A 20,390-nucleotide genomic window follows, 5' to 3' on the forward strand; every position below is an offset into this window, starting at 1 on the left:
ACCCCCGCGCCCAACCACGGAGCATTGTCCGCAAGGAAAAGGCGGACCCCTCGCCCTATCACGGAGTGCTGACCCGCACCTGCCCGGTTTCGGTCAGAACAACCTCGGTCGCACCGGCATCGTTTCGCACGGCCGGCGGCACCAGAAGATCAATGCCGCCTTGATCCCGGCCAAAGGTCCTGCTGACCCGGCCCGCCGCGTTGAGAATCGACAGAAGTGCCGGAGATGTGGCGGCCACGAAATGCGAGGACTCCGCATCCTTGTTGAAGGCCGTGGTGTCGATGATGCTGACCGGGTACTGCGCCAGCTTCTCGGTCGAGCTGATGTTGCCCAGCCGCTCGCCTTTGGCAGTTCCGCGCAGGCGTCCGGACACGTTCAAGATCTTGTCTTTGCGCGAGACCATGATCACGAATGGCTCGGGCGGAGATTTGATCACCGCCATCTGCGACCGGAACACGTCAACGTCGAGATCGGGCGAGATCAGCAATACACCTTCCAGATTGCGCCGCGACCAGCCTGGCTCGCGCAGCTCAGCCTGGCGCATCATCTCCATGGTCAGCGCGCCTCCCATCGAGTGCGCAACGATCAGCACGCGCGGGACGCCCAGGGATTTCAGCGTAGATATGGTTTGTTGCAGCCCGTCGCGGGCAAACAGCATACTGTCCAGATCATAGGCATAGCCCGACCCGGCCCCTCGGCTGGGCCAGGAATAGACCAACGTCTTGCCGGGCAGGCCGATGTCGTGAGCCAACTGAGCCGCGCGAAAAACGGTTTCGGTCTGGGTGGCGTTGTAGCCATGAACAAATATCGTGACTTCCTTGGCGCCGTTCAGCCGTGCTTTCAGATCCTGCTCGGACGGAAATTCGCGCACACCGGCCAAAACGAACTGCCGGCTCGGGTTAGGGTCCGAATAGGAAAACTCAAGCGTCCCGGGGCGGTGGTTCGGCGGGATCGAGACGGTGGTTTCGAGGAATTGCAGGCGGTCAGCGCGACGATACCCGTATGAGCCATCGGCCTCGCGTGCGCGGGTGGTGGCCGCGAACACGGTCTGCGCCGTTCCGACGTCCAACGCTTCGGGCAAGGTGACCGAGATGGATCGATCAACGCAGCCTCCCAAAACGGAAACCGTGACGAAAATGATCAGATAGCGCAGCACGGATCGATCCCAGACCAACAGTTACGTGCTACGCATAGCGTAACCTGCCGACGCGTCCAGATAATTGCGCAGGATCAACCGGCGAAAACCGGCTGATCATGTTACAGAACGTAACGGCTCAGGTCCGTGGATTTGGTCAGCTCACCAAGGTTTTCATCCACAAAGGCCGCGTTGACCACGATTTCCGCACCGGCACGGTCCGGCGCGACAAAGGACAGATCTTCGAAAACGCGCTCCATCACGGTGTACAGGCGCCGGGCGCCGATATTCTCGACGCTCTGGTTCACTTCGGCGGCGATCCGGGCCAGCGCGGCGATCCCGTCCTCGGTAAAGCTGACGGTGACGTTTTCGGTACCCATCAAAGCCGTATACTGGCGGGTCAGCGCGTTGTCCGTCTCGGTCAGGATGCGCACGAAATCCTCTTCGGTCAGCGCACGCAGCTCGACTCGGATCGGCAGACGCCCCTGCAGTTCCGGCAACAGGTCCGAAGGCTTGGCGATATGGAACGCGCCGCTGGCGATGAACAGAATGTGATCGGTCTTGACCGGGCCATGCTTGGTGGACACGGTCGTGCCTTCGATCAGCGGCAGCAGGTCGCGCTGCACCCCTTCGCGGCTGACATCCCCGCCGCGGGTTTCTGCCCGGGCGCAGACCTTGTCGATCTCGTCCAGAAATACGATGCCATTCTGCTCGACCGATTCCAGCGCCGCGCGGGTGACGGCCTCGTCATCCAGCAACTTGTCGGCCTCTTCCCCGATCAGGATGTCATAGCTTTCGGCAACGGTCATGCGACGCTTGACGGTGCGCCCGCCGAAAGCTTTGCCGAAAATGTCGCCCAGGTTCATCATGCCCATCTGACCGCCCGGCTGGCCGGGAATGTCGAACATCGGCATCGGGTTGGACGTGTCGGCCAATTCAAGCTCGATCACCGTGTCGTCCAGCTCGCCGGATTTCAGCTTCTTGCGGAACATCTCGCGGGTGCTCTCGCGGGCGTCCGAGCCGGCGATGGCCTCGATCACGCGGTCCTCGGCAGCCTGATGCGCCTTGGCCTTGACCTCTTCGCGCATGTATTCACGGGTCTGGATGATAGCGGCATCGGCCAGATCGCGGATGATCTGTTCAACATCGCGGCCGACATAGCCGACTTCGGTGAATTTGGTCGCTTCGACCTTGATGAAAGGCGCGCGGGCCAGCTTGGCCAAGCGGCGGCTGATCTCGGTTTTGCCCACGCCGGTGGGGCCGATCATCAGGATATTCTTGGGATAGACCTCGTCGCGGATGTCATCCGGCAACTGCTTGCGCCGCCAGCGGTTGCGCAGGGCCACGGCGACAGCGCGCTTGGCATCCTTCTGCCCGATGATGAAACGATCCAGTTCCGAGACGATCTCGCGCGGGGTCAGGTCGGTCACAGGGCAGTCCTTTCGATGGTCGGCAGTCAGCTGCGGCTTAGGTAAGCACGGGGTCGGCAAAAACAACCGAGACCGCACATTTGGCCGCGTTGGTTAACAATGACCCGGCGCCAATGCAATTCTTTCCTGACCTCCGTGTTGGGAGATTTCGGTGTCCTCTGATAGGGTTGGCGGAATGTGCGCGGGACCCGGAGAGTGAAATGTCCAAGATTGCCAAGATTACCCTGCTGTTCGTGGTGTTCGTGGACTTGATCGGCCAAGGGCTGGTTTTTCCGATCATCAACTCGCTGATCATGGAGACGAAATCGGGCTTTCTGCCGGAAAGCACGCCAATGGGCAGCCGGCACTTCTACTACGGTCTGGTGATCGGGTGTTTCTTCCTGTCCTGGTTTCTGGGCGTCGTCTATGTCTCGAAAGTTTCGGACTCCATCGGGCGCAAGAATGCACTTCTGGTCTGCCTGGGCGGTGCGCTGGCCGGCTATGCGATCACCATTGCGGCGCTGTATCTCAACAGCCTGATCCTGTTGATCGTGGGCCGGTCGATCACCGGGTTCACGGCAGGAAACCAACCCATTGCGCAGGCGGCCATGATCGACGGCAGCACGGATGCAGCCGATCGTGACCGGAACATGGGTTATATCGTGACAGGGGTCAGCTTTGGCCTGGTCGGCGGCCCGATCATCGGAGCGGTCCTGTCGGATGCGGCGCTGTTGGGCAGCGTTGCCACGCTCAAGACCCCATTCTACGGCGCGTTTGTCCTGGTGCTTATCGCGATCCTGCTGGTGCTGTTCTTTTTCAAGGATACCCGAACCGAACGCGAACCCTTCGTCTTTCGCCCCCGCGATGTGACCGACAGCCTGGTCGCCGTACGTGGCCACCCCATGGTTCTGAAGATCCTGCCCGTCTACGCGTTCTTCATGATCGCGAACGTCACCTTCTACGTGTTTGTGGACAATTTCTTGACCAGCGCTTTTGGTTACGGCGTGATCGGCGGCAGCATGGCGATGGTCGTCATCGGTGTTGCGCTGGCCTTCTCAAGTACGTTTCTCGTGAAACCCGCGCAGGAACGGTTCAGCAAGCACAACATCATATATGTTTCGCTGATCGTCATGGTGATCTGCGGCTTTGCCTTTGCCTTCAGCCCCAGCGGCGTGCTCAGCTATGTGCCGGTGTTCCTGTTCTATTTCCTGTTCGGCGTGGCCTACCCGACCCTTCTGGGCCTGTTCTCCTCGTCGGTCAGCGAGGCGGATCAGGGCTGGGTCATGGGCGTAACCACGGCCGTGTTCTGCCTGGCGGGTGGAATCATGTCGCTGATCGGCGGCGGGTTGATGAGCATCGATATCCGCCTGCCCTATTACATCGTGATCGCCTCGGCCATTCTGGGGCTGATCGGGATGCACCGCCGGTGGAAGGGCAAGGAGATTTCGGCCCTGCTGGCCTGACCCCTAGCCCGAAATGCTCTCAACCGTCAGGTTGCCGTTGGTGTAGACGCAGATGTCGGCGGCAATTGCCATGGCCTCGCGGGCAACCTCCTCGGCCGACTTGTCGCTGTCCATCATCGCCCGCGCAGCTGCCAGGGCAAAGTTGCCACCCGACCCGATCGCCGCCACGTCATGTTCCGGTTCGAGCACGTCCCCGGCCCCGGTGATCACGAACAGGTCTCGGCCGTCGGTGACGATCAGCATCGCCTCAAGCTTTTGCAGGTACTTGTCGGTGCGCCAGTCCTTGGCCAGTTCGACCGAGGCGCGGGCCAGTTGACCGGGCGTGGCCTCCAGCTTGGCTTCCAGCCGTTCCAGCAGTGTGAAGGCGTCGGCAGTGGAGCCGGCAAATCCGGCGACGATCTCGAACCCGCCGGGCGACAGGCGCCGCACCTTGCGGGCGGTGCCCTTGATCACGGTCTGGCCCAGGCTGACCTGCCCGTCACCCGCGATGACGATCTGGCCGCCTTTCTTGACGCCGATGATCGTGGTGCCGTGCCAACCGGGAAAGTCGTTCTCCGCCATTCAAGCCTCCGTATCCGTTGATGCCCTATATGGGCCGGAGGCGCGATCCGCGCAACCCGTTCTCAAACTGCCCAAAAGATATGCAATCCGTGCATCACGGGGTTGTCGGACCAGCAATTGTGAGTCGCCTGTCGCAAGACTAGATGAGGCTTACAACCGACACAGGGTCGGCTGTTTCACAAAAGGAATGCGCAAATGGCAACCACCGCAAATATCCATGCGCCGCTCGGAGCAGCTACCATCCTGCGAGTAGTGGACGGCATCTCGCACGCTTTCGAAGCTGCCGCCGAATGGAACACCTCCCGCAAGACCCGCAAGCTGCTGTCGCAACTGAGCGATGCCCAGCTGGAAGATATCGGTCTGGTCCGCGAAGATATCGCCAAGATCTGAATTCAGACCGAATTCGACTAAAGACGAATGGCCGCTTGGATTTCCGGGCGGCTTTTTCTTTTTGCGCAGACCATGCACAAAAAAGGCGCCCGATGAGGAGCGCCTTTTTTGTTGAGTTCCGTTCGGTATCAGATGGATTCGTCGATCCAGCTTTGCAGGGCGGCCTTCGGGGCAGCGCCTGCGCGGTTCGAAACCACCTGACCGTCCTTGAAGATGAACAGCGCGGGAATACCGCGTACGCCCATGGCTGCGGCCGAGTTGGGGTTGCTGTCCACGTCGACCTTGGCGATCTTGACCTTGCCGCCATATTCGGCCGCCAGCTCTTCCAGAGCGGGGCCGATCTGCTTGCAGGGTCCGCACCACTCGGCCCAGAAATCCACCACGACGGGGACGTCCGAGTTCTTGACTTCGGCGTCAAAGGTTTCGTCGGTTACGGCTACGGTCGACATATTCTGTCTCCTGAATGACATGCGGTTGGGATTCGAACGTAGGTGTGCCAATTGGGGAGGTCAAGATATCTGGGCCCGCACCAGCGCATCTGTCACAAGATCGTGTGGCAGCCACATCAGGCGCGCCGTCCGCGTCCACAAAATCGCGGTGCGGATCTCGCGGCCGGGGTAGATCAGCGACAGCGCGGCGGCATAGGCGCCCATCTGGCGCAGCAGGCCCTCGGGGCAGGTTTCGGCCCGATCGGGAACCGTGGCGTTTGATTTGAAATCAATGACTTGCACCACGTCATCCGTCACGATCAACCGGTCGATCACCCCGTGGATCCGGCGACCGTCCAGAGTGGCCGAGACCGGCACCTCGGCCAGCGCGTCCGGGGCAAAGACGGGGGTCAGGTCCGGTGCGGTCAGCACGCCCGCCGCCTCTGCCAGAAGGTCGCGGCGGTCACCGTCCTGCATATCGGGCAGAAGCCGGGCGCAGAGCTGATCCCACCGGTCGCGCGGCGCCGGGGCCAGATGCTCGAGCAGCAGGTGCAGGCGGGTGCCGCGCAGCTTGGCGGCCTCTTCCTCAAGTCCGGTCTCGCCCGGCAGGGCCTTGGCCCCGCCCAGATCGGACGGGCTGAGCGTCTCGGGATCGGGCATCGGCTCGGGCGCGGGCCGGTGGAACAGGTCCGGCAGGGTATCCTGTACCGGCTCCGGGGTCGGGCGATGGTCCAGTGGCAGACCCTCCCAATCGCCATGCGCCAGACGGCGGATGCCGGTGTCGGGGATCTCCGTTGCCCCTGCCCGGCCCATCGCCTCTTCGACCAGTTGGTACCAGCTGGACCCGTCCCGGCCCAGATCGCCGGCCGCCGCCACGATCAGCCATTTCTCGGCCCGGGTCAGCGCGACGTACAGCAAACGCAGCCGCTCGTTCTCCTCGCGTTGGCGCGCGTCTTCGCGGGCACGGGTGACAAGGCTGGGCGACAGGTCGGCGGGCACCTTCCACAGCGGCGTTCCGTCGGCGACCATGATCTCGGCATCGCGGGGCGGCTGCCGCTTGCCGGTGTCCGGCAGGATCACGATCGGCGCCTCCAGCCCTTTCGAGCCATGCACCGTCATCACCCGGATCATGTTACCCACGCCGGTCATCTGGCGCTTGATCTCAAGGTCGTCGGTCTGCATCCAGACCAGGAAACCGGTCAGGCTGGGAATGTCCGACCGCTCATAGGCCAGAGCCTGCGACAGTAGCGCGTTGATGCCGTCCTCGGCCTCGGCTCCCAGACGGCCCAACAATTTGCGACGGCCGTCATGGCGGGTCAGCACCCGTTCGATCAGGTCATAGGGGCGCAGAAAGTCCACCTGCCCGCGCAGATCGTTCAACACAGCCAGCGTTTCGGCAAAATCCCCGGTGCGTTGGCGCAGCGCCGCCCACAGGTACCTTTCCTGCCGGCGATGAGCGAGGTCGAACAGCATCTGCTCGGACCAGCCGAACAGCGGCGATTTCAGCACCGTGGCCAGCGACAGGTCATCCTCGGGCGTGGCCAGAAAGCTCAGCAACGCGGCCAGATCCTTGACCGCCAGTTCCGCGCCCACCTTCAGCCTGTCGGCCCCTGCGATCGGCAGACCCTGGGCCTTGCAGGCGCGGATGATCTCGGCGAACAGGTCCGAGCGGCGCTGCACCAGGATCAGGAAATCCCCCGGCCGCACCTTGCGGCGTACGAATGTGCCGCGCGTGGGGCCGTCTTCGGGGATGGTTTCTCCGGCGTCGATCATGGCCTTGATGCGCGCGGCGATCTGGTTGGCCAGGATCACCGTGTGATGCTGCGCCGCGGGCCGATCGACCGGATCGGTCCAGTCGCCCTCGTCCGCGTCCTCGACCTTTTCCACCACCGGCCACAGATCGACCCGGCCCGGCAGATCGGCTTTGAAGGCGCGGTGCTGCGACTCTTTCTGAAACCCTGCCTCGGCGCGGTTTTCGAACAGAATATCGACCAGCGACAGGATGGAGCTGGAGGAACGGAACGAATATTCCAGCGTCCAATCCCACAGTTTAGAGCCTGATTCCTGCAGTTTCCGCCCGAACTCGGCCTGCATCCGGTCAAAGGCCTGCGGGTCGGCCCCCTGGAAGGAATAGATCGACTGTTTCTTGTCGCCGACCACGAAGATCGTGCGCTCGACCCCTGATCGTGCGCCTTCGCCGCTGGTGAATTCCTGCGCCAGTTTCTCGACCACATCCCATTGATCGGGGCTGGTGTCCTGCGCCTCGTCCACCAGGATGTGGTCGATGCCGCCATCCAGCCGGTACAGAACCCAAGCGGCCACCGCCGGATCGTTCAGCAACAGGCGCGCGCGCAGGATCAGGTCGTCGAAGTCCAGCCAGCCGCGCAGTTGCTTGAGGCGCTCATATTCCGGCAGGAATGCCGCCGCGAAGCGGTGCAGCACCATGGATTTGCGGGCTGCTGCCAGCGCCAGGCGCCCTTCCCGCGCGGCCTCGACACGCCGCATCAGCGACTCAAGCGAATCCATCTGCCCCGCCATAGCCCCCTCGCGCAGCGCCTTGGTGGGAAAACTGCCGATCTTGGCGGTAAAGGGCTCTTTGGCGGATTTTCCGGTCAGGAACACGTCTTCCAGCACGGGCAGCTGACCCAGCGCGGGTTCGGTGAAGCCCGACAGTTTCTCGGCCGCCTTGGCGTCGGTCTTGCCGCCGCCCGCCAGCGCCGGAAGGATCGACCGGATCAGCTCGACCTCGCCGCCCAGAAACACCTGCGCCAGCAGCGCGTCCTCGTCGAAACCCTCGGGCAGGCCAAAACGGGCCAGCACTTCGGGCCATTGCAGCGCGGGCGTGAACAGGGTGCGCTTCTGGGCGATTGCGGCGGTCAGCTTGTCAAAGCCGGTATCGGTGATGTGGCGGGCCACGTCTTCGATCAGGCGGGCCTGCGGGCCTTCGGCGAAATCCTCGACGATTTCCTCGCGCAGAAGGGCCGCGGCGCGGTCTTCCATCTCGGAAAACTGCGGGCTGACCCCGGCCTCGAGCGGGAACCGCCGCAGCAGCGAGGCGCAGAACGAGTGGATCGTCTGGATCTTCAGCCCGCCCGGCGTTTCGATGGCGCGCGCGAACAGGGTGCGGGCACGGGCCAAGCGGTCGGGGTCGATCACCCCCTCGACGCCCAGTTCGGTCAGTTGCCGCAGCAACGCCGCGTCGTCCAGCATCGCCCACTCGCCCAGCCGTTTGAACAGGCGGTTCTGCATCTCGCTGGCGGCGGCCTTGGTGTAGGTCAGGCACAGGATGTGCTGCGGCTGTACGCCGTCCAGCAGCAGCCGCGCCACGCGGTCGGTCAGAACCCGCGTCTTGCCCGAGCCCGCATTGGCCGCCAGCCAGGTCGACGCATCGGGCCGCGCCGCCTGAACCTGCCGTTCGGTCGCATCGTCGCGCGGGGTCATGTCAGATCCTCGGGCCTGGTTTCGGCGGTGCGGTCCCATTCGCCGAACCGCGCCAGGTGGTCATAATCGCCCACGTCGCTGTCCTTGTGCATCATCCGGCGCGACGAAAAGCCCTGATCAGGCTCTAAATAGGCAGAAATCAACTCTTTCAGCTCGGCCAGAACCTTGTCGGGCGGCTCTTTGTCCAGGGGTGCCGGGACCTCTTTGTAGGTGCCGCCCATACCGATGAACACGGCGCTGGCCACGGCCATCGGGTCAAATCCGTCGATCCCGCCCTGCTCGGCCATCGCGGCCTCGATCAGCAGCTGTTTGTCGAACTTGGCCTGCTGCGATTCCGAGGGCGGCGTGCCGGTCTTGTAGTCGATGATGGTCAACGCGCCGCGGCTGTTGCGGTCGATCCGGTCGGCGCGGCCATTCAGGGTGAACCCAAGCGGTTCCAGCGTCAGGCGCATCTTTGCCTCGAACGCGATCGGGCCGCCGTCGCTGCGGCTGCTGATCTCGGCGCGCAGAAAGTCGTCGGCGATCCGCTCCAGCCGCGCCAGCCACAGTTTCCGGGCGGTGGGCCAGGCGACATGCTGATCCAGCAGCGCCTCGGCCCGTTTCAGGAAGTTGTCGCGGGTCAGCAGCGCACCGTCCAGCACGCTGTCCTTGACGAAATGTTCCAGGATCTCGTGGATCACGATGCCGCGCAGCAGGGCGTCGGGCGCCTGTACCAGTGGGTCCAGCGGTTTCAGGCGCAGGACGTGCTTGGCATAGATCGCATAAGGGTCGCGGATCAGCCGCTTGATCTCGGTCACCGAAAGGCGGCGCGGGCGCGCGGCCACCGGCGGGCGCGGTGAAGGACGCGGTGCGGCGGCGATCCGGGGCGCCTGTTCCAGCATCTCGGACCAGCGCAGCCATGTCTTGCCCCGGTCGCGCATCTGTTCCAGCGCCGCGCGGCCGCCCTGATCCGGCAGGCCCTGCAACAGGTTGGTCAACCGGTTCAGCCAGCGTGACGGCACGGTTTCGGCATCATCCGAGCGGACCGCGCGGGTCAGCCAGACCTCGGTCGCGCCGATGGCCTGCTGGAAATCATGCGCCGACAGGCCGATTCGCCGTTCCGGCAGCAACAGGCCGGCACGGTCGCGCATCTGGCGGTTCAGCCAGGGGTCTGGCGCGGGAGCCTCGGGCCAGCTGCCTTCGTTCAACCCGCCCAGGATCAGCAGGTCGGCACCCTGAACGCGCGCTTCGAGCGTGCCCCAGATCATGATCCGCGGGTGGGGGGCGTCGCGGTCGCGGACCTCTTGCCCGGCCAGCAGCGCGCCCAGCAGATCGGCGAAATCCAGCGCCGTCATCTCGCCGCCGTGCTCGGCCTCGTCTGCAAGTCCCGAGATCACCGCCAGCGCCGATTGACCTGCGTTCTTGTCCCACAACTCGCCCGCGCCGTCGGTTCCGGCGCTAGCAATCGCCTCGGCCAGATCGCGCAGGCGCTGCACCCAGTCGGTCAGGGGCAGGGTGCCGCTGATCTGCTGGTTGCAGAAATTGCGGATCAGCCACAGAGCCCACGCATCCGGCACGTCTTTTTCGACGGCAAAACCTGTCAGGCTGGCGCTGTCGGGGAAGGGCGGGCCGTTGCGGCGCAGGTGCAGTTCCAGATCGCGGCTGTGCAACAGATGCGCGCCGCGGTCGCCGGCGCTGTGACACAAAGGGTGTTTCAGCAGGGTCAGCAGTGCCTCGGCATCCAGACGGCGCGCGAACAGCCCGGCCACATGGCGCAGGAACCGGCCCGGTGGCGACAGTTGCAGCGGCAGGCCGGCGCTGTCATCGGGCAGGATGTTCCAGCGGTCCAGCGCGGCGCTGACCTGGCGGGTCAGCATCCGGTCGGGGGTGATCAGGGCGGCGGTCTGGCCGGTCTCGGCCGCCTGCCGCAGGCGCAGGGCGATGGCCAGCGCCTCGGCCCGCGGCGATTGCGCCTCGACCAAGGTGATGTTGCGAGTCGCGGCATCCAGATCGCGCAGCTGCGGGCCTTCGCTCATCCAGGCATCGGTGATCGGGGCAGGGCGCAATGCCAATGAAACCAGACGGTTGCGCGCGGGCGAGGGGGGCTGGTCCGGGGTCCAGGCTGCAATCTGGGCCGGCCCGATCCCCAGTTCGGTCATCAGCTTGCGGAACCGGTATTGCGGGTGATCCTCCGAGGTCATTGCCGAATCCAGCCGCTCCCAGACATGGGCGGGCTGGTCGAAATCGTACCCCGGCAGGATCAGCGCCCCCTGCGGTAGCCGCGCCACCGCCTGCATCAGCATCAGCGTGGTTCCGCGCGAGCCGGTGGACCCGGCCAGGATCACCGGGTGTTGCGGCGGCGCGTCCTGCCAGCGGGCGATCAGGTTCTCGACCACGCGGCGTTGGCGGGCCTGCACGTCCAGGCTGCCATCCTCGGTCTTCAGGAACTGGTCGGCGATGCCGATGAAGGCCTGCGCCCGTGCCCAATGGCCCGACAGGTCGGTCACGTCCAGCTGCCGGATTGCCTCGGGCGGGACGCCTTCGCCCTGCATCTCTTCGATCAGGGCGGCGAGGCTGTCGGACAGGTCGAACAGCGAGGACCGTGCGGCCAGGTCCGGTTGCTGGTCCAGAAGTCGCGCCACCAGTTGCGTCAGTTCCAGCCGGCGACGCAAGGGCGGCACGGCGGGCGGTACCTGATCCAGATCGACGCTTTCGCCCAGATCGGTCACCAGCGAAATGCGGGGCAACAGGCAGGGCGGACCCTGATCGAACAGCTCGCGCACGCGGCGGGCCATGCGGCGGGTGTTCAGCACCAGTTGCACGCGGGCCAGTGCCTCGGGCGGGTGGCCGTCGCAGCGCGCCCGCAGCCCACGCACCAGTGCCTGCGGAAAATCCGCACCGGGCGGCACCGCAAAGACCCGGGGGGTGGCGCTGGGTTCAAACATCGGCCAGCATCTCCTCGGCCAGGGCGATGCCTTCGGGCCGGCCCACATCGCACCAGCGCCCGGGATACTGCAGACCGTACAGCCGGCCATCGCGGTGCATCCGGTCCCACAAGATATTGAGCGAGAACGCTTTTTCCGGAATGTCCGCCAGACCGTCGGTCTTCAGGATCTGAATGCCGCCATAGACGTGACCCGGCCCGCGTTCAAGCCGGCCTTGGGGGTCGATCCTGAAATCTCCGAGGCCTGCATGTCCGATCGTCTGTGCGATCGGCACGCAGATCAACAGAGCGTCCATCCGCGCCGGATCCCAAGCCGCCTTCAGCAACTCCAAAGGGTTGGGCCCGGACCAGATCGCATCGGTGTTCATCGTGAAAACCGGCCCCGGACCCAGCAGCGGCAGGGCCGCGCGCAATCCGCCGCCGGTTTCCAGGATGTCCGGCTGTTCGTGTGAAAGCAGGACACCACGTGGCGCCAAATGATCTGTCAGCTGATCAGCCAGGTAATGCAGGTTCGCGACCACCCGGCGCGGCCTTAGCGCATCCGTCAGGTCCAGCGCATGGTCGATCAGCGGCCGTCCGGCCACTGGGATCAGCGGCTTGGGTCGGGTGCGGGTCAACGCGCCCATGCGGGTGCCGAAACCGGCGGCAAACAGCATGATGGCCTCGGGTGTATCGGTCATCCGGCCCTCAGCCTTGCAAGGTTTTCGGGCGTTGGGGATGGCAGCGCCTGCCGAACCAGATCCGCGACCGAGACCAGCGCCGGATGCTCGAGATCGCGCATCAGATGAGCCCAAGCCGCCGGGATAAGATCCACGTAATGCGGTTTGCCATAGTCGGTGGCAAGGCGGGCAAATCCACCCAGTATCCGCAGGTTGCGTTGGGCGCCGAGGACACTGTACGCCGTGCGGAAATCGTGGTCATCCACACCTGTTGCCGTGATGTAGCGGTTGACCATGCTCATTTCGATTGCGGCGGGCACAGTGCGGCGGACATCCTGCAGCAACGACATCAGGTCATAGGCGGGATGGCACAGCATTGCGCTTTGAAAATCCAGCAGACCGACCCGGCGGACCCCGTCGCGCTCAGGCAGCCAGATCAGGTTCTCGGCATGGTAGTCCCTTAGGGTCGCCACCCGCGTGCCCGAGGTTTCCTGCAGCAATATGTCGGCGAACCGATGCTGAAAACGATCATGGGCGTCTTGGTCATAGGCGCCTTGTATCCCTTGGGCATATTTGGTGAAGGCAAGAGCCGACAATTCCGCCATGAGGGACGGGTCATAGCTGTCCAATGAGGGCAGGGGCCCAGAGTGCAGATGGATCAGCACGTCGGTTGCGGCCTCGTACAATTCACGCTCGACTTTCGGTTGCTTCTCGATCAGGCGGGCAAACAGATCGTCGCCGAAATCCTCCAGTAGGAGGAACCCGTTCTCGGCGTCCTCGGCAAGAATCTCGGGCGCGCTCAGATCGACGGACCGCAGGTATTCTGCCACCCTGACAAACGGTTCCACGTCTTCCCCCTTGTCCGGGGGCGCGTCCATCAAAACGGCGGTCCGCCCGGTGTCCGGGTCGGTCAGACGTTCATACCGGCGGTTCGAGGCGTCTCCGGCCAGCGGCGCGTGCGAGGCTTTGGCCCAAGGGGTCCGTGCGATCAGCGCCTCGGCCAGAACTGCGCGGTTGGTCATGCGATCCTCTTCAATTTGTCGGTCCACTTGGGGTCGGACCACGTCAGCGTCAGGTGTCGGGTTTCTTCGGCAGCAGGGTCGGCGTGAAACTGCAGCAACAGGGCCGAGGCCGGTTGTAGCGGACCCAGCTTGTCAGGCCATTCCACAAGGCAGATCGCCGTATCAAAGGCCTCGGTCAGGCCCAATTCCTCGATCTCATCCACCGAGGTAAGCCGGTACAGGTCGGAGTGCCAGATTTCGCCGGCTTCACCATCGTAAACCTGAATCAGCGTGAATGTGGGCGATGGCACATCTTCGGGCACAGGCAGGGCCGATTGGATCAGATTGCGTGCAAAATGGGTTTTGCCACTGCCGATTGGGCCGTCCAGCAAAATAACGTCGCCGGGCGCCAAATGGGCGGACAGGCGGCTGGCCAGATCGGCGGTTTCTTCCGGTGATGTCAGAGTGATCGAAGCGGGCGAATTCATGGCGCCACAATGAACGGGGGCCGAACCCTCTGCAACCCGGTTCAGGCGGTGATCTGCAACATATCCGGCGTTTCTCCACGCGCGTGTTCGATCGTGAACCGGACGATGGTTGCGCCATTCTGGATAGGGCTGACCGTACACAAGAGCCGGGTGCCGTCGCGCTTGTACAGATCAGAGCTCCACTCGGCCCGGTTGTTGCGCATTTCCACGAAGTCCCGAATATCACCCAGAATTGGATTGGCCTGGCATTGCGACTGCCACTGGCGCGTGACGTCCAGAACCGTGGCTGGTTCAAAGCCGACCTCGTCCGAGTCTCCCCACAGCAGCTGGTAGGCGTAGTTGGTGAAAGCCAGTGTCCCGTCATCGGCAAAAACTGCGACGGCGTCCGCAAGCTTGTCGAGGATTGACTGCATAAGGTCCATCTCGGACCGGAACCGGCGGGTCAGGGTGATCTCGGCCGTGATGTCCTCGAACAGAAAGGCGACGGCGCCGTCGGGATGGGGGCGACCGTTGACCGAATAGACTGAGCCCGACGGCAGTGACCAGGTTTCCTGATAGTTTCCGTCCTCGGCCGCTTCCAGAAGATCGTTCATCTGCCGGCGCCAACTGCGGTAGTTCTTGGGTTCGGGCATCATGTGCTGATCCCGAAGGCGGTCAAAGAAGCTTGAGATATTCGGCCGGCAACTCAGGAAGTCGGGCGGCAATGCGGTCAGGTCGATCAAGGCGGGGTTGAACAGCGCCAACTGGCGGTTTCGATCAAAGATTGCCAGGCCGATCGACAGTTGCGCGAAGGTTTTCGTCATCGTCTGGACGAATTTGCGCTGGGCGGTCTCGGCCTCGACAATGGCGTTTACGTCGACCGCGTAATGCAGGTGACCTTCGTCCAGCCCCACAAGCGTCAGATCGAACCACAGCTTGCTGCTGCTGTCCTTCACCGGAATTGACACGCGGGTCTTCTTGCCGGGCCGCGCGTCTTCGGTCAGTTCAGGGAACATGGGTTGGGTCAGATCCGTGTCCTGCCCGCGCGCCTTGCGGGCCAGCGCGACATAGGCGGCGTTGCACCATCTTACCTTGTTGGCATGATCCAAAAGCCACACGGGGTAGGGCGCGCGATCCATGGCGAGGCGGATCGGATCGTTCGGATCCCTCCTTGTCGGTTCGGTGATGCCGGTCAGATCACGCAACTGCACCCGGACGATGCCGTCGATCCATTCACACCGAACCTCGCGCTCGACCGTACAATCTATCGCCGAAACCACGATATTGCCTTGCTGGCGGACGGTTTCGTAAGTCTCGGGGAAGGCCGGAAAGTCGCGCTGCAACAGGCGCCTGAGATCATCCCAGTCATTCACCGCCTCGAACCCGGACAGGGCGGTGTCGGAGTGGCTGATCAGGCGGCTTCCGTTGAACAAAAACACCGCATCCAACAACGAAGCCGGCGCAGACAAACCAAAATTGTCACCACGCCGCGGACGGCGCGGCATGAGCCACTGCAGGGCAAAGCCCGACGAAACCAGGCTGGTCGCCGCAAGTATGATCCAGTCGGCCACAGTGCCGCCTACCCCAAAAACAAACCGGACCCGACTTTGCGCTTAAATAGTTAACGGTGTCTTAACTCAGACCTGGAACCGTTCGTTCACGCCCGATGGCACCGGGTTGTCGCCTGTCTGCGCATCGATCAGCTTGCGCGGCCATATCACCAGCACGATTGCACCGCGTCGCTCGGCCTGGTCCGTCACCGCCTGGTAAGGGTCTGACCCATTTGCAAATTTCAGTTCGGCGCCGCTGCGCTCCAAGAGCGTTTTTGCGATGAATAGGCCCAACCCCATACCCTCGTATTCGGGGCGTGTGCGCAGATCGCTTTCGGCGCGTCTGCGGCGCATGAACGGGTCACCGATACGGCCGATGATGTGTGACGGATAACCACGCCCGTCATCCATGATGCTGACGGTGATCCGGTCCGGCGTCCATTCGGCCTCGACCCAGACTTGTGCGCGGGCAAAGTCCACGGCGTTCTGGATCAGGTTTCGCAGCCCATGAATGATCTCGGGCTTGCGCAGGATCGAGGGCTGCTGGACATCCCCGTCAGGCCCCGGGCCTTCGTCAAAATGTACCTGTTTGCCCCTGTGTATATGGGGCTCGGCCGCCTCGTGGATCACGGCGGACAAAGGTGCCTGGCGCAGGTGCAGGTCATCTTTGCCGGCCCGACCCATGTCGCGCAGGATGTCGCGGCATCGGTCGGCCTGTTCGCGGATCAGGGCGGCGTCTTCTTTCAGGTCCGGGCGGTCGTCCAATTCTTCGATCAGTTCCGAGCTGGTCAGCTTGATCGTGGCCAGTGGGGTCCCCAACTCGTGCGCGGCGGCGGCGACAACGCCGCCGAGGTCGGTCAGCTTCTGCTCGCGCGCCAGGGCCATATGGGTGGCGGCCAGCGCCTCGGACATCGACTGAACTTCGGCGCTGATGCGGTGCGAATAGGCGCCGATGAATACGATCGCGATCACGATGGCGGCCCAGTTGCCGAACAGCAGGATGTCGGGGATGTCCAGAACAAGGCCGAGATCGGTGCGCAGCGGCAGGTGAAACTGGGCCAGAAGCGTCGCCAGCACGATTGCGGCGCCCCCGATGATCAGGGTCGACCGGGTGCTCATGACGTTGGCCGCAATCGTCACGGGGCCCAGCAAAAGCAGGGCAAACGGGTTGTTCAGACCGCCTGTGAGATACAGCAGGAAAGCCAGCTGCAGCAGGTCGAACATCACCATGAGGAAGTTTTCAAATTCCGACAGGCGCTTGTTCTGCGGGAACAGCAGGATGGCGGTCAGGTTGCCCATGACCGAAACACCGATAGCAAGGTAGCACAGCCCAAGCTCCAGCTGGACGTGATAGGTCTGCTGGGCAACGGTGATGGCCGTGATCTGGCCGATGATTGCCACCCACCGCAGCAGGATCAGCGTGCGCAGCCGGATCCAGCTGCTGCGTTCCTGTCCGCGCCAGAGGCTGGTGTTGGAATCCGTCATCGGGCGATTATGTCCTGTTGCGTCCGCTGGTCAACTTGATAGGTGTCCCGGCCGAACCGATCAACAACCCCATGTGTCAGGAATTTCGCCATGACCCGCCTTTATGCCATTCTTGCAACCGTCGTGCTGGCCGTGGGCCTGGGCGCCATGTGGCTGATGACGCGCGGCGGCGGCTCGGATGACAAGTTTGCCCAGTGCCGGTCGAGCCAGATTGCAGGCGGCACCGCAACCATCGGCGGCCCGTTCGAGTTGATCAACTCCAAGGGTGAAACCGTGACCGACAAAGACGTGATCACCGAACCCTCGCTGATCTATTTCGGTTATACTTTCTGCCCCGATGTCTGCCCGCTGGACACCACCCGCAATGCCGAGGCGGTCGACCTGCTGACCGAGCGCGGTTATTCGGTCACTCCGATCTTCATCTCGGTGGACCCGGATCGGGACACCCCCGACGTCGTGGGGGATTTTGCCTACAACCTGCATGAAAAGATGATTGGCCTCACCGGTACGCCGGAACAGGTCAAGGCCGCGAGCCAGGCCTACAAGACCTATTACAAGGCCCAGGACAAGAGCGACGAGTACTACCTCGTCGACCATTCGACATTTACCTACCTCGTCACGCCGCAGGACGGGTTCCTTGAGTTTTTCAAACGCGACGCGACGGCCGAGCAGATGGCCGACACCGTTGCCTGCTTTGTGGACCAGGCGGCAGAGTAACCGTCGGTTTGACCTTTGGTGTGGCGCTGCTATTACTCATCTCAAAGCCTACCGGCATGAAATAGCAGAAAGACCACACCATGGCAGACAGTGCTCAGCTTGACATCGGCCCCGACAAATCCCTGCTTTTGGTGGATGATGACGAGCCGTTTCTGAGACGTCTCGCCAGAGCGATGGAAAAGCGCGGGTTCGAGGTGGAAACCGCCGGTTCCGTCGCCGCCGGACGCGCGATCGCCACCGCCCGCCCGCCTGCCTTTGCCGTGGTGGACCTGCGGCTCGAGGACGGCAACGGGCTGGACGTGGTCGAGGTGCTGCGGGAAAAGCGCCCCGACAGCCGGGTCGTGGTTCTGACCGGATACGGTGCAATTGCGACTGCCGTGGCGGCGGTGAAAATCGGCGCCACCGACTATCTGTCGAAACCTGCCGACGCCACCGACATCACCAACGCGCTGCTGGCCAAGGGCGACGAACTGCCCCCGCCCCCCGAAAACCCCATGAGCGCGGACCGCGTGCGGTGGGAGCACATCCAGCGGGTTTACGAGCTGTGTGACCGAAACGTCTCGGAAACAGCGCGGCGTCTGAACATGCACCGCCGGACCTTGCAGCGGATTCTGGCGAAACGCAGCCCGCGGTAGCGTTTTGCCGATCGGCACTATTCTGGCAACAGGCTTGGGAAATCAAGAAATTAAGGTTCGCCTACAACTTCCACTGAACCTTCGCCAATAAGGTCCTGAAGTTCTGTTGTAGAACGCCTGCCGGTCCGTCCGCTCGTGCGGATTGCTTCACCAGCAATTCGAACAACCTCAGGGGACGAAGCAAATTTCGAGTGACTTGTGCTTTGAGAGTCCTGTACTTGGCTGAGATCAATAACGGTGACTCCTGACTTTGCGAGTTCGGCGGCATCGGCTGTGCCAACACGGTCGACTCCGCCAGAAATGAACTTCGAAAAACTCAAGGCTCCGTCGTCCGAGGATACGAGAACAAAGATTTTCTGATTGTCGTGGGTGATAGTTGAGAGCTGGCTTTCGAATACCGCCAAATCGATATCGGGTGCTGCCAGAATTATGTTTCGAATTTTTTTGTTGGGATTAAACTCGCCAGCAATTTCGGCTTGTGAGATGGCTTCCATCGTAAGGAACGCTCCCATCGAAAACGCGAGTATGTCAAATTGTTGAGCCTGTGATCGCGAAATGATCTCACCGGCTTTCAAAAAGTCTGATCTGGCAGCGAGGGCGCTGTTGATATCGTAGACGTATTTCAGAGTCTCTGCAGCAGACGCCCATGACATCAATACGGGGATCCCGTCATACTCGGTATCCTCGACAAACTGTGCCAATCTAAGGATGGCATCGCTCAGGGTCGTGTTGTAGCCGTGCACAAAGACCAGAACGTTTCTGTCGGAAACGCTGAGGTTCAGTAACTGATTGTCAATTTCAGAAACAAAGGCGGCTTCCGAAACATAGACTTTTGGTTCAACTATGGTGAAGTGCTTTGAGGCAATAGGTGGCAGAGAGCTGGCTCTTTCAATTTTCCCTGCTTTGTGAATTGGCGGGATGGTGACGACTACTGAAGCCAAGCCCAAACCCTCACCGCGGTCACCGGAAAAGAAGACCCCTTCTGCACCGGACGCTTGACGCGTCGTGGCAATGAAGACTGTTTGGCGCTTGGCCTCTTTTACCTCAGATGCAGGCAGTCTTGGATTATCGATCCCTACCAATTCCGGCGGGCGGCCGCATGAAGCCGCTCCCAGCAACATCATTGTGGATAAACACAGAAGCCGGAATGCGCGCGGTAGATCCGAAGTTCCAATTCTGAGGCGTTTCATACAACGACGATCACTCGGTTCGGTTGCGCCTCATTAGACTGACGGTGCCGTTCTTCTGTCAACCGACGAACGCTGGAGCCGCTTTTTTTGGCTCAAGCAGTGTCTTCTCTGCGGAACGATATTGAGTAAATGAGGCCGTTCTTCGGAGTTTAGTCACACGGACTGCGTGGGCGCCGCAAAGGCAAATATGCGGCTGGGGGCAAGCAAGATTCCGTTACCATTCGAGTTTCATAGCTCCGCCAACAGCTCCGCGTGCCGCGCCGTATATGCCTGCCGAACCTCAACCGGTGGCCTGAGTGTGATCTGCAACCTCTCCATCACCGCCGCGTCCGGTCGGCCGAAGAACTTGGTTGCCTCGGCCTCGGAAAACCCCGCGATCTGGGTGGCCTCCATCCACGCGCTGATCCGGTCGGCTTTCTTGATCTGACGTTTCACCGTTTTCGGCACCGCGGCGGGCAGGCCAAAGCGGATGTGGATTGCAGCCGCCAGCCGGTCGTCCAGCGCGCCATAGCCCGGGCCGACCGCGGCCTTCACCGGCGAGATCATGTCGCCGATCACATATTCCGGCGCATCGTGCAGCAGCGCCGCCAGCCGCCATTTCACTGGCGCCTTGGGGGCGATCCGGCCGAACAGCTCTTCGACCAGCAGGGAATGCTCGGCCACGGAATAGGCGAAATCACCCGCCGTCTGGCCGTTCCAGCGCGCCACGAAAGCCAGACCATGGGCGATATCCTCGATCTCGACATCCACCGGTGTCGGGTCCAGCAGGTCCAGCCTGCGGCCCGACAGCATCCGTTGCCATGCCCTGGGTTGTGTTGCCATTCTGCCATGCCCCATCTTGTCCACCGTGCCCGAGATCCGGTTTTATGCTATGCTTAAGCCATCCTGATCACTGGCTGCCAACAATTTCTTGAGCAATCGTGCTTTGAACCGGCA

17 protein-coding genes are annotated in these 20,390 nt (G+C 62.6%); 4 read left to right on the forward strand and 13 right to left on the reverse strand.

The features are described 5' to 3' along the window. Positions 1-58 precede the first annotated feature (58 nt). Entirely contained in the window at positions 59-1,156 is a 1,098-nt protein-coding gene (locus tag ACR3EK_RS15655; RefSeq protein WP_170342596.1) for an alpha/beta hydrolase, read from the reverse strand. Positions 1,157-1,257: 101 nt separating this feature from the next. Then, a complete protein-coding gene (hslU, locus tag ACR3EK_RS15660; protein ID WP_170342594.1) occupies positions 1,258-2,565 on the reverse strand; it encodes an ATP-dependent protease ATPase subunit HslU in 1,308 nt (435 codons plus the stop codon). A 200-nt stretch (positions 2,566-2,765) separates the two neighbouring features. Between hslU and ACR3EK_RS15665 the strand changes: the two genes are divergently transcribed. Beyond that, on the forward strand, positions 2,766-4,007 hold the full coding sequence (locus tag ACR3EK_RS15665) for an MFS transporter (protein ID WP_170361080.1): 1,242 nt from the start codon (positions 2,766-2,768) through the stop codon (positions 4,005-4,007). A 3-nt stretch (positions 4,008-4,010) separates the two neighbouring features. On the opposite strand, the gene hslV is transcribed toward ACR3EK_RS15665, so the two are convergent. Next, a complete protein-coding gene (hslV, locus tag ACR3EK_RS15670; RefSeq protein WP_093963878.1) occupies positions 4,011-4,568 on the reverse strand; it encodes an ATP-dependent protease subunit HslV in 558 nt (185 codons plus the stop codon). 195 nt (positions 4,569-4,763) lie between these two features. Between hslV and ACR3EK_RS15675 the strand changes: the two genes are divergently transcribed. Then, complete coding sequence (locus tag ACR3EK_RS15675; RefSeq protein ID WP_170361078.1) at positions 4,764-4,958, forward strand: DUF1127 domain-containing protein; 195 nt, start codon at positions 4,764-4,766, stop codon at positions 4,956-4,958. Positions 4,959-5,086: 128 nt separating this feature from the next. Here ACR3EK_RS15675 and trxA read toward each other — a convergent pair whose 3' ends face one another. The 8 genes from trxA to regB all read right to left on the reverse strand — a co-directional run bounded on the left by trxA (position 5,087) and on the right by regB (position 16,912). Beyond that, positions 5,087-5,407, reverse strand: coding sequence for a thioredoxin (gene trxA, locus ACR3EK_RS15680; protein ID WP_093963876.1), 321 nt, complete (start codon positions 5,405-5,407; stop codon positions 5,087-5,089). A 60-nt stretch (positions 5,408-5,467) separates the two neighbouring features. Continuing rightward, the gene (gene addA, locus ACR3EK_RS15685) at positions 5,468-8,827 is read right to left on the reverse strand and encodes a double-strand break repair helicase AddA (protein WP_480633851.1); all 3,360 of its coding nucleotides are present in this window, start codon (positions 8,825-8,827) and stop codon (positions 5,468-5,470) included. After that, on the reverse strand, positions 8,824-11,751 hold the full coding sequence (gene addB, locus ACR3EK_RS15690; protein ID WP_480633852.1) for a double-strand break repair protein AddB: 2,928 nt from the start codon (positions 11,749-11,751) through the stop codon (positions 8,824-8,826). The genes addA and addB overlap by 4 nt, the downstream gene beginning before the upstream one ends. Then, positions 11,744-12,430, reverse strand: a complete 687-nt coding sequence (locus tag ACR3EK_RS15695; protein ID WP_170391400.1) for a nucleotidyltransferase family protein — start codon at positions 12,428-12,430, stop codon at positions 11,744-11,746. The genes addB and ACR3EK_RS15695 overlap by 8 nt, the downstream gene beginning before the upstream one ends. Further along, positions 12,427-13,431, reverse strand: coding sequence for an aminoglycoside phosphotransferase family protein (locus ACR3EK_RS15700; RefSeq protein WP_480633853.1), 1,005 nt, complete (start codon positions 13,429-13,431; stop codon positions 12,427-12,429). Before ACR3EK_RS15700 ends, ACR3EK_RS15695 begins: the two co-directional genes overlap by 4 nt. After that, positions 13,428-13,898: a tRNA (adenosine(37)-N6)-threonylcarbamoyltransferase complex ATPase subunit type 1 TsaE gene (gene tsaE, locus ACR3EK_RS15705; protein WP_480633854.1), complete on the reverse strand. Its 471-nt coding sequence runs from the start codon at positions 13,896-13,898 to the stop codon at positions 13,428-13,430. The genes ACR3EK_RS15700 and tsaE overlap by 4 nt, the downstream gene beginning before the upstream one ends. 41 nt (positions 13,899-13,939) lie before the next feature. Next, complete coding sequence (locus tag ACR3EK_RS15710; protein WP_480633855.1) at positions 13,940-15,448, reverse strand: PAS-domain containing protein; 1,509 nt, start codon at positions 15,446-15,448, stop codon at positions 13,940-13,942. Between the two features lie 66 nt (positions 15,449-15,514). Then, a complete protein-coding gene (gene regB / locus ACR3EK_RS15715; RefSeq protein WP_480633856.1) occupies positions 15,515-16,912 on the reverse strand; it encodes a sensor histidine kinase RegB in 1,398 nt (465 codons plus the stop codon). A 90-nt stretch (positions 16,913-17,002) separates the two neighbouring features. On the opposite strand from regB, the gene ACR3EK_RS15720 reads away from it, so the two are divergent. Further along, the gene (locus ACR3EK_RS15720) at positions 17,003-17,629 is read left to right on the forward strand and encodes an SCO family protein (protein ID WP_170340640.1); all 627 of its coding nucleotides are present in this window, start codon (positions 17,003-17,005) and stop codon (positions 17,627-17,629) included. Positions 17,630-17,709: 80 nt separating this feature from the next. After that, positions 17,710-18,264, forward strand: a complete 555-nt coding sequence (locus ACR3EK_RS15725; RefSeq protein ID WP_093963867.1) for an ActR/PrrA/RegA family redox response regulator transcription factor — start codon at positions 17,710-17,712, stop codon at positions 18,262-18,264. 50 nt (positions 18,265-18,314) lie between these two features. Here ACR3EK_RS15725 and ACR3EK_RS15730 read toward each other — a convergent pair whose 3' ends face one another. Together ACR3EK_RS15730 and ACR3EK_RS15735 are read right to left on the reverse strand one after the other, a co-directional pair. Then, positions 18,315-19,388 carry an alpha/beta hydrolase gene (locus tag ACR3EK_RS15730; protein ID WP_480633857.1) on the reverse strand — a complete coding sequence of 358 codons (1,074 nt, stop codon included), beginning with the start codon at positions 19,386-19,388 and terminating at the stop codon, positions 18,315-18,317. A 294-nt stretch (positions 19,389-19,682) separates the two neighbouring features. Beyond that, positions 19,683-20,276, reverse strand: coding sequence for an HD domain-containing protein (locus ACR3EK_RS15735; RefSeq protein WP_170433501.1), 594 nt, complete (start codon positions 20,274-20,276; stop codon positions 19,683-19,685). Positions 20,277-20,390: the final 114 nt, after the last annotated feature.

The organism is Ruegeria sp. BC8, from assembly GCF_056535705.1.

Bases quoted from the DNA above. Each gene is read 5' to 3' on its own strand.
- ACR3EK_RS15665 (WP_170361080.1), top strand. From the start codon at position 2,766: ATGTCCAAGATTGCCAAGATTACCCTGCTGTTCGTGGTGTTCGTGGAC.
- hslV (WP_093963878.1), bottom strand. From the start codon at position 4,568: ATGGCGGAGAACGACTTTCCCGGTTGGCACGGCACCACGATCATCGGC.
- ACR3EK_RS15675 (WP_170361078.1), top strand. From the start codon at position 4,764: ATGGCAACCACCGCAAATATCCATGCGCCGCTCGGAGCAGCTACCATC.
- trxA (WP_093963876.1), bottom strand. From the start codon at position 5,407: ATGTCGACCGTAGCCGTAACCGACGAAACCTTTGACGCCGAAGTCAAG.
- addA (WP_480633851.1), bottom strand. From the start codon at position 8,827: ATGACCCCGCGCGACGATGCGACCGAACGGCAGGTTCAGGCGGCGCGG.
- addB (WP_480633852.1), bottom strand. From the start codon at position 11,751: ATGTTTGAACCCAGCGCCACCCCCCGGGTCTTTGCGGTGCCGCCCGGT.
- ACR3EK_RS15695 (WP_170391400.1), bottom strand. From the start codon at position 12,430: ATGACCGATACACCCGAGGCCATCATGCTGTTTGCCGCCGGTTTCGGC.
- ACR3EK_RS15700 (WP_480633853.1), bottom strand. From the start codon at position 13,431: ATGACCAACCGCGCAGTTCTGGCCGAGGCGCTGATCGCACGGACCCCT.
- tsaE (WP_480633854.1), bottom strand. From the start codon at position 13,898: ATGAATTCGCCCGCTTCGATCACTCTGACATCACCGGAAGAAACCGCC.
- regB (WP_480633856.1), bottom strand. From the start codon at position 16,912: ATGACGGATTCCAACACCAGCCTCTGGCGCGGACAGGAACGCAGCAGC.
- ACR3EK_RS15720 (WP_170340640.1), top strand. From the start codon at position 17,003: ATGACCCGCCTTTATGCCATTCTTGCAACCGTCGTGCTGGCCGTGGGC.
- ACR3EK_RS15725 (WP_093963867.1), top strand. From the start codon at position 17,710: ATGGCAGACAGTGCTCAGCTTGACATCGGCCCCGACAAATCCCTGCTT.
- ACR3EK_RS15730 (WP_480633857.1), bottom strand. From the start codon at position 19,388: ATGATGTTGCTGGGAGCGGCTTCATGCGGCCGCCCGCCGGAATTGGTA.
- ACR3EK_RS15735 (WP_170433501.1), bottom strand. From the start codon at position 20,276: ATGGCAACACAACCCAGGGCATGGCAACGGATGCTGTCGGGCCGCAGG.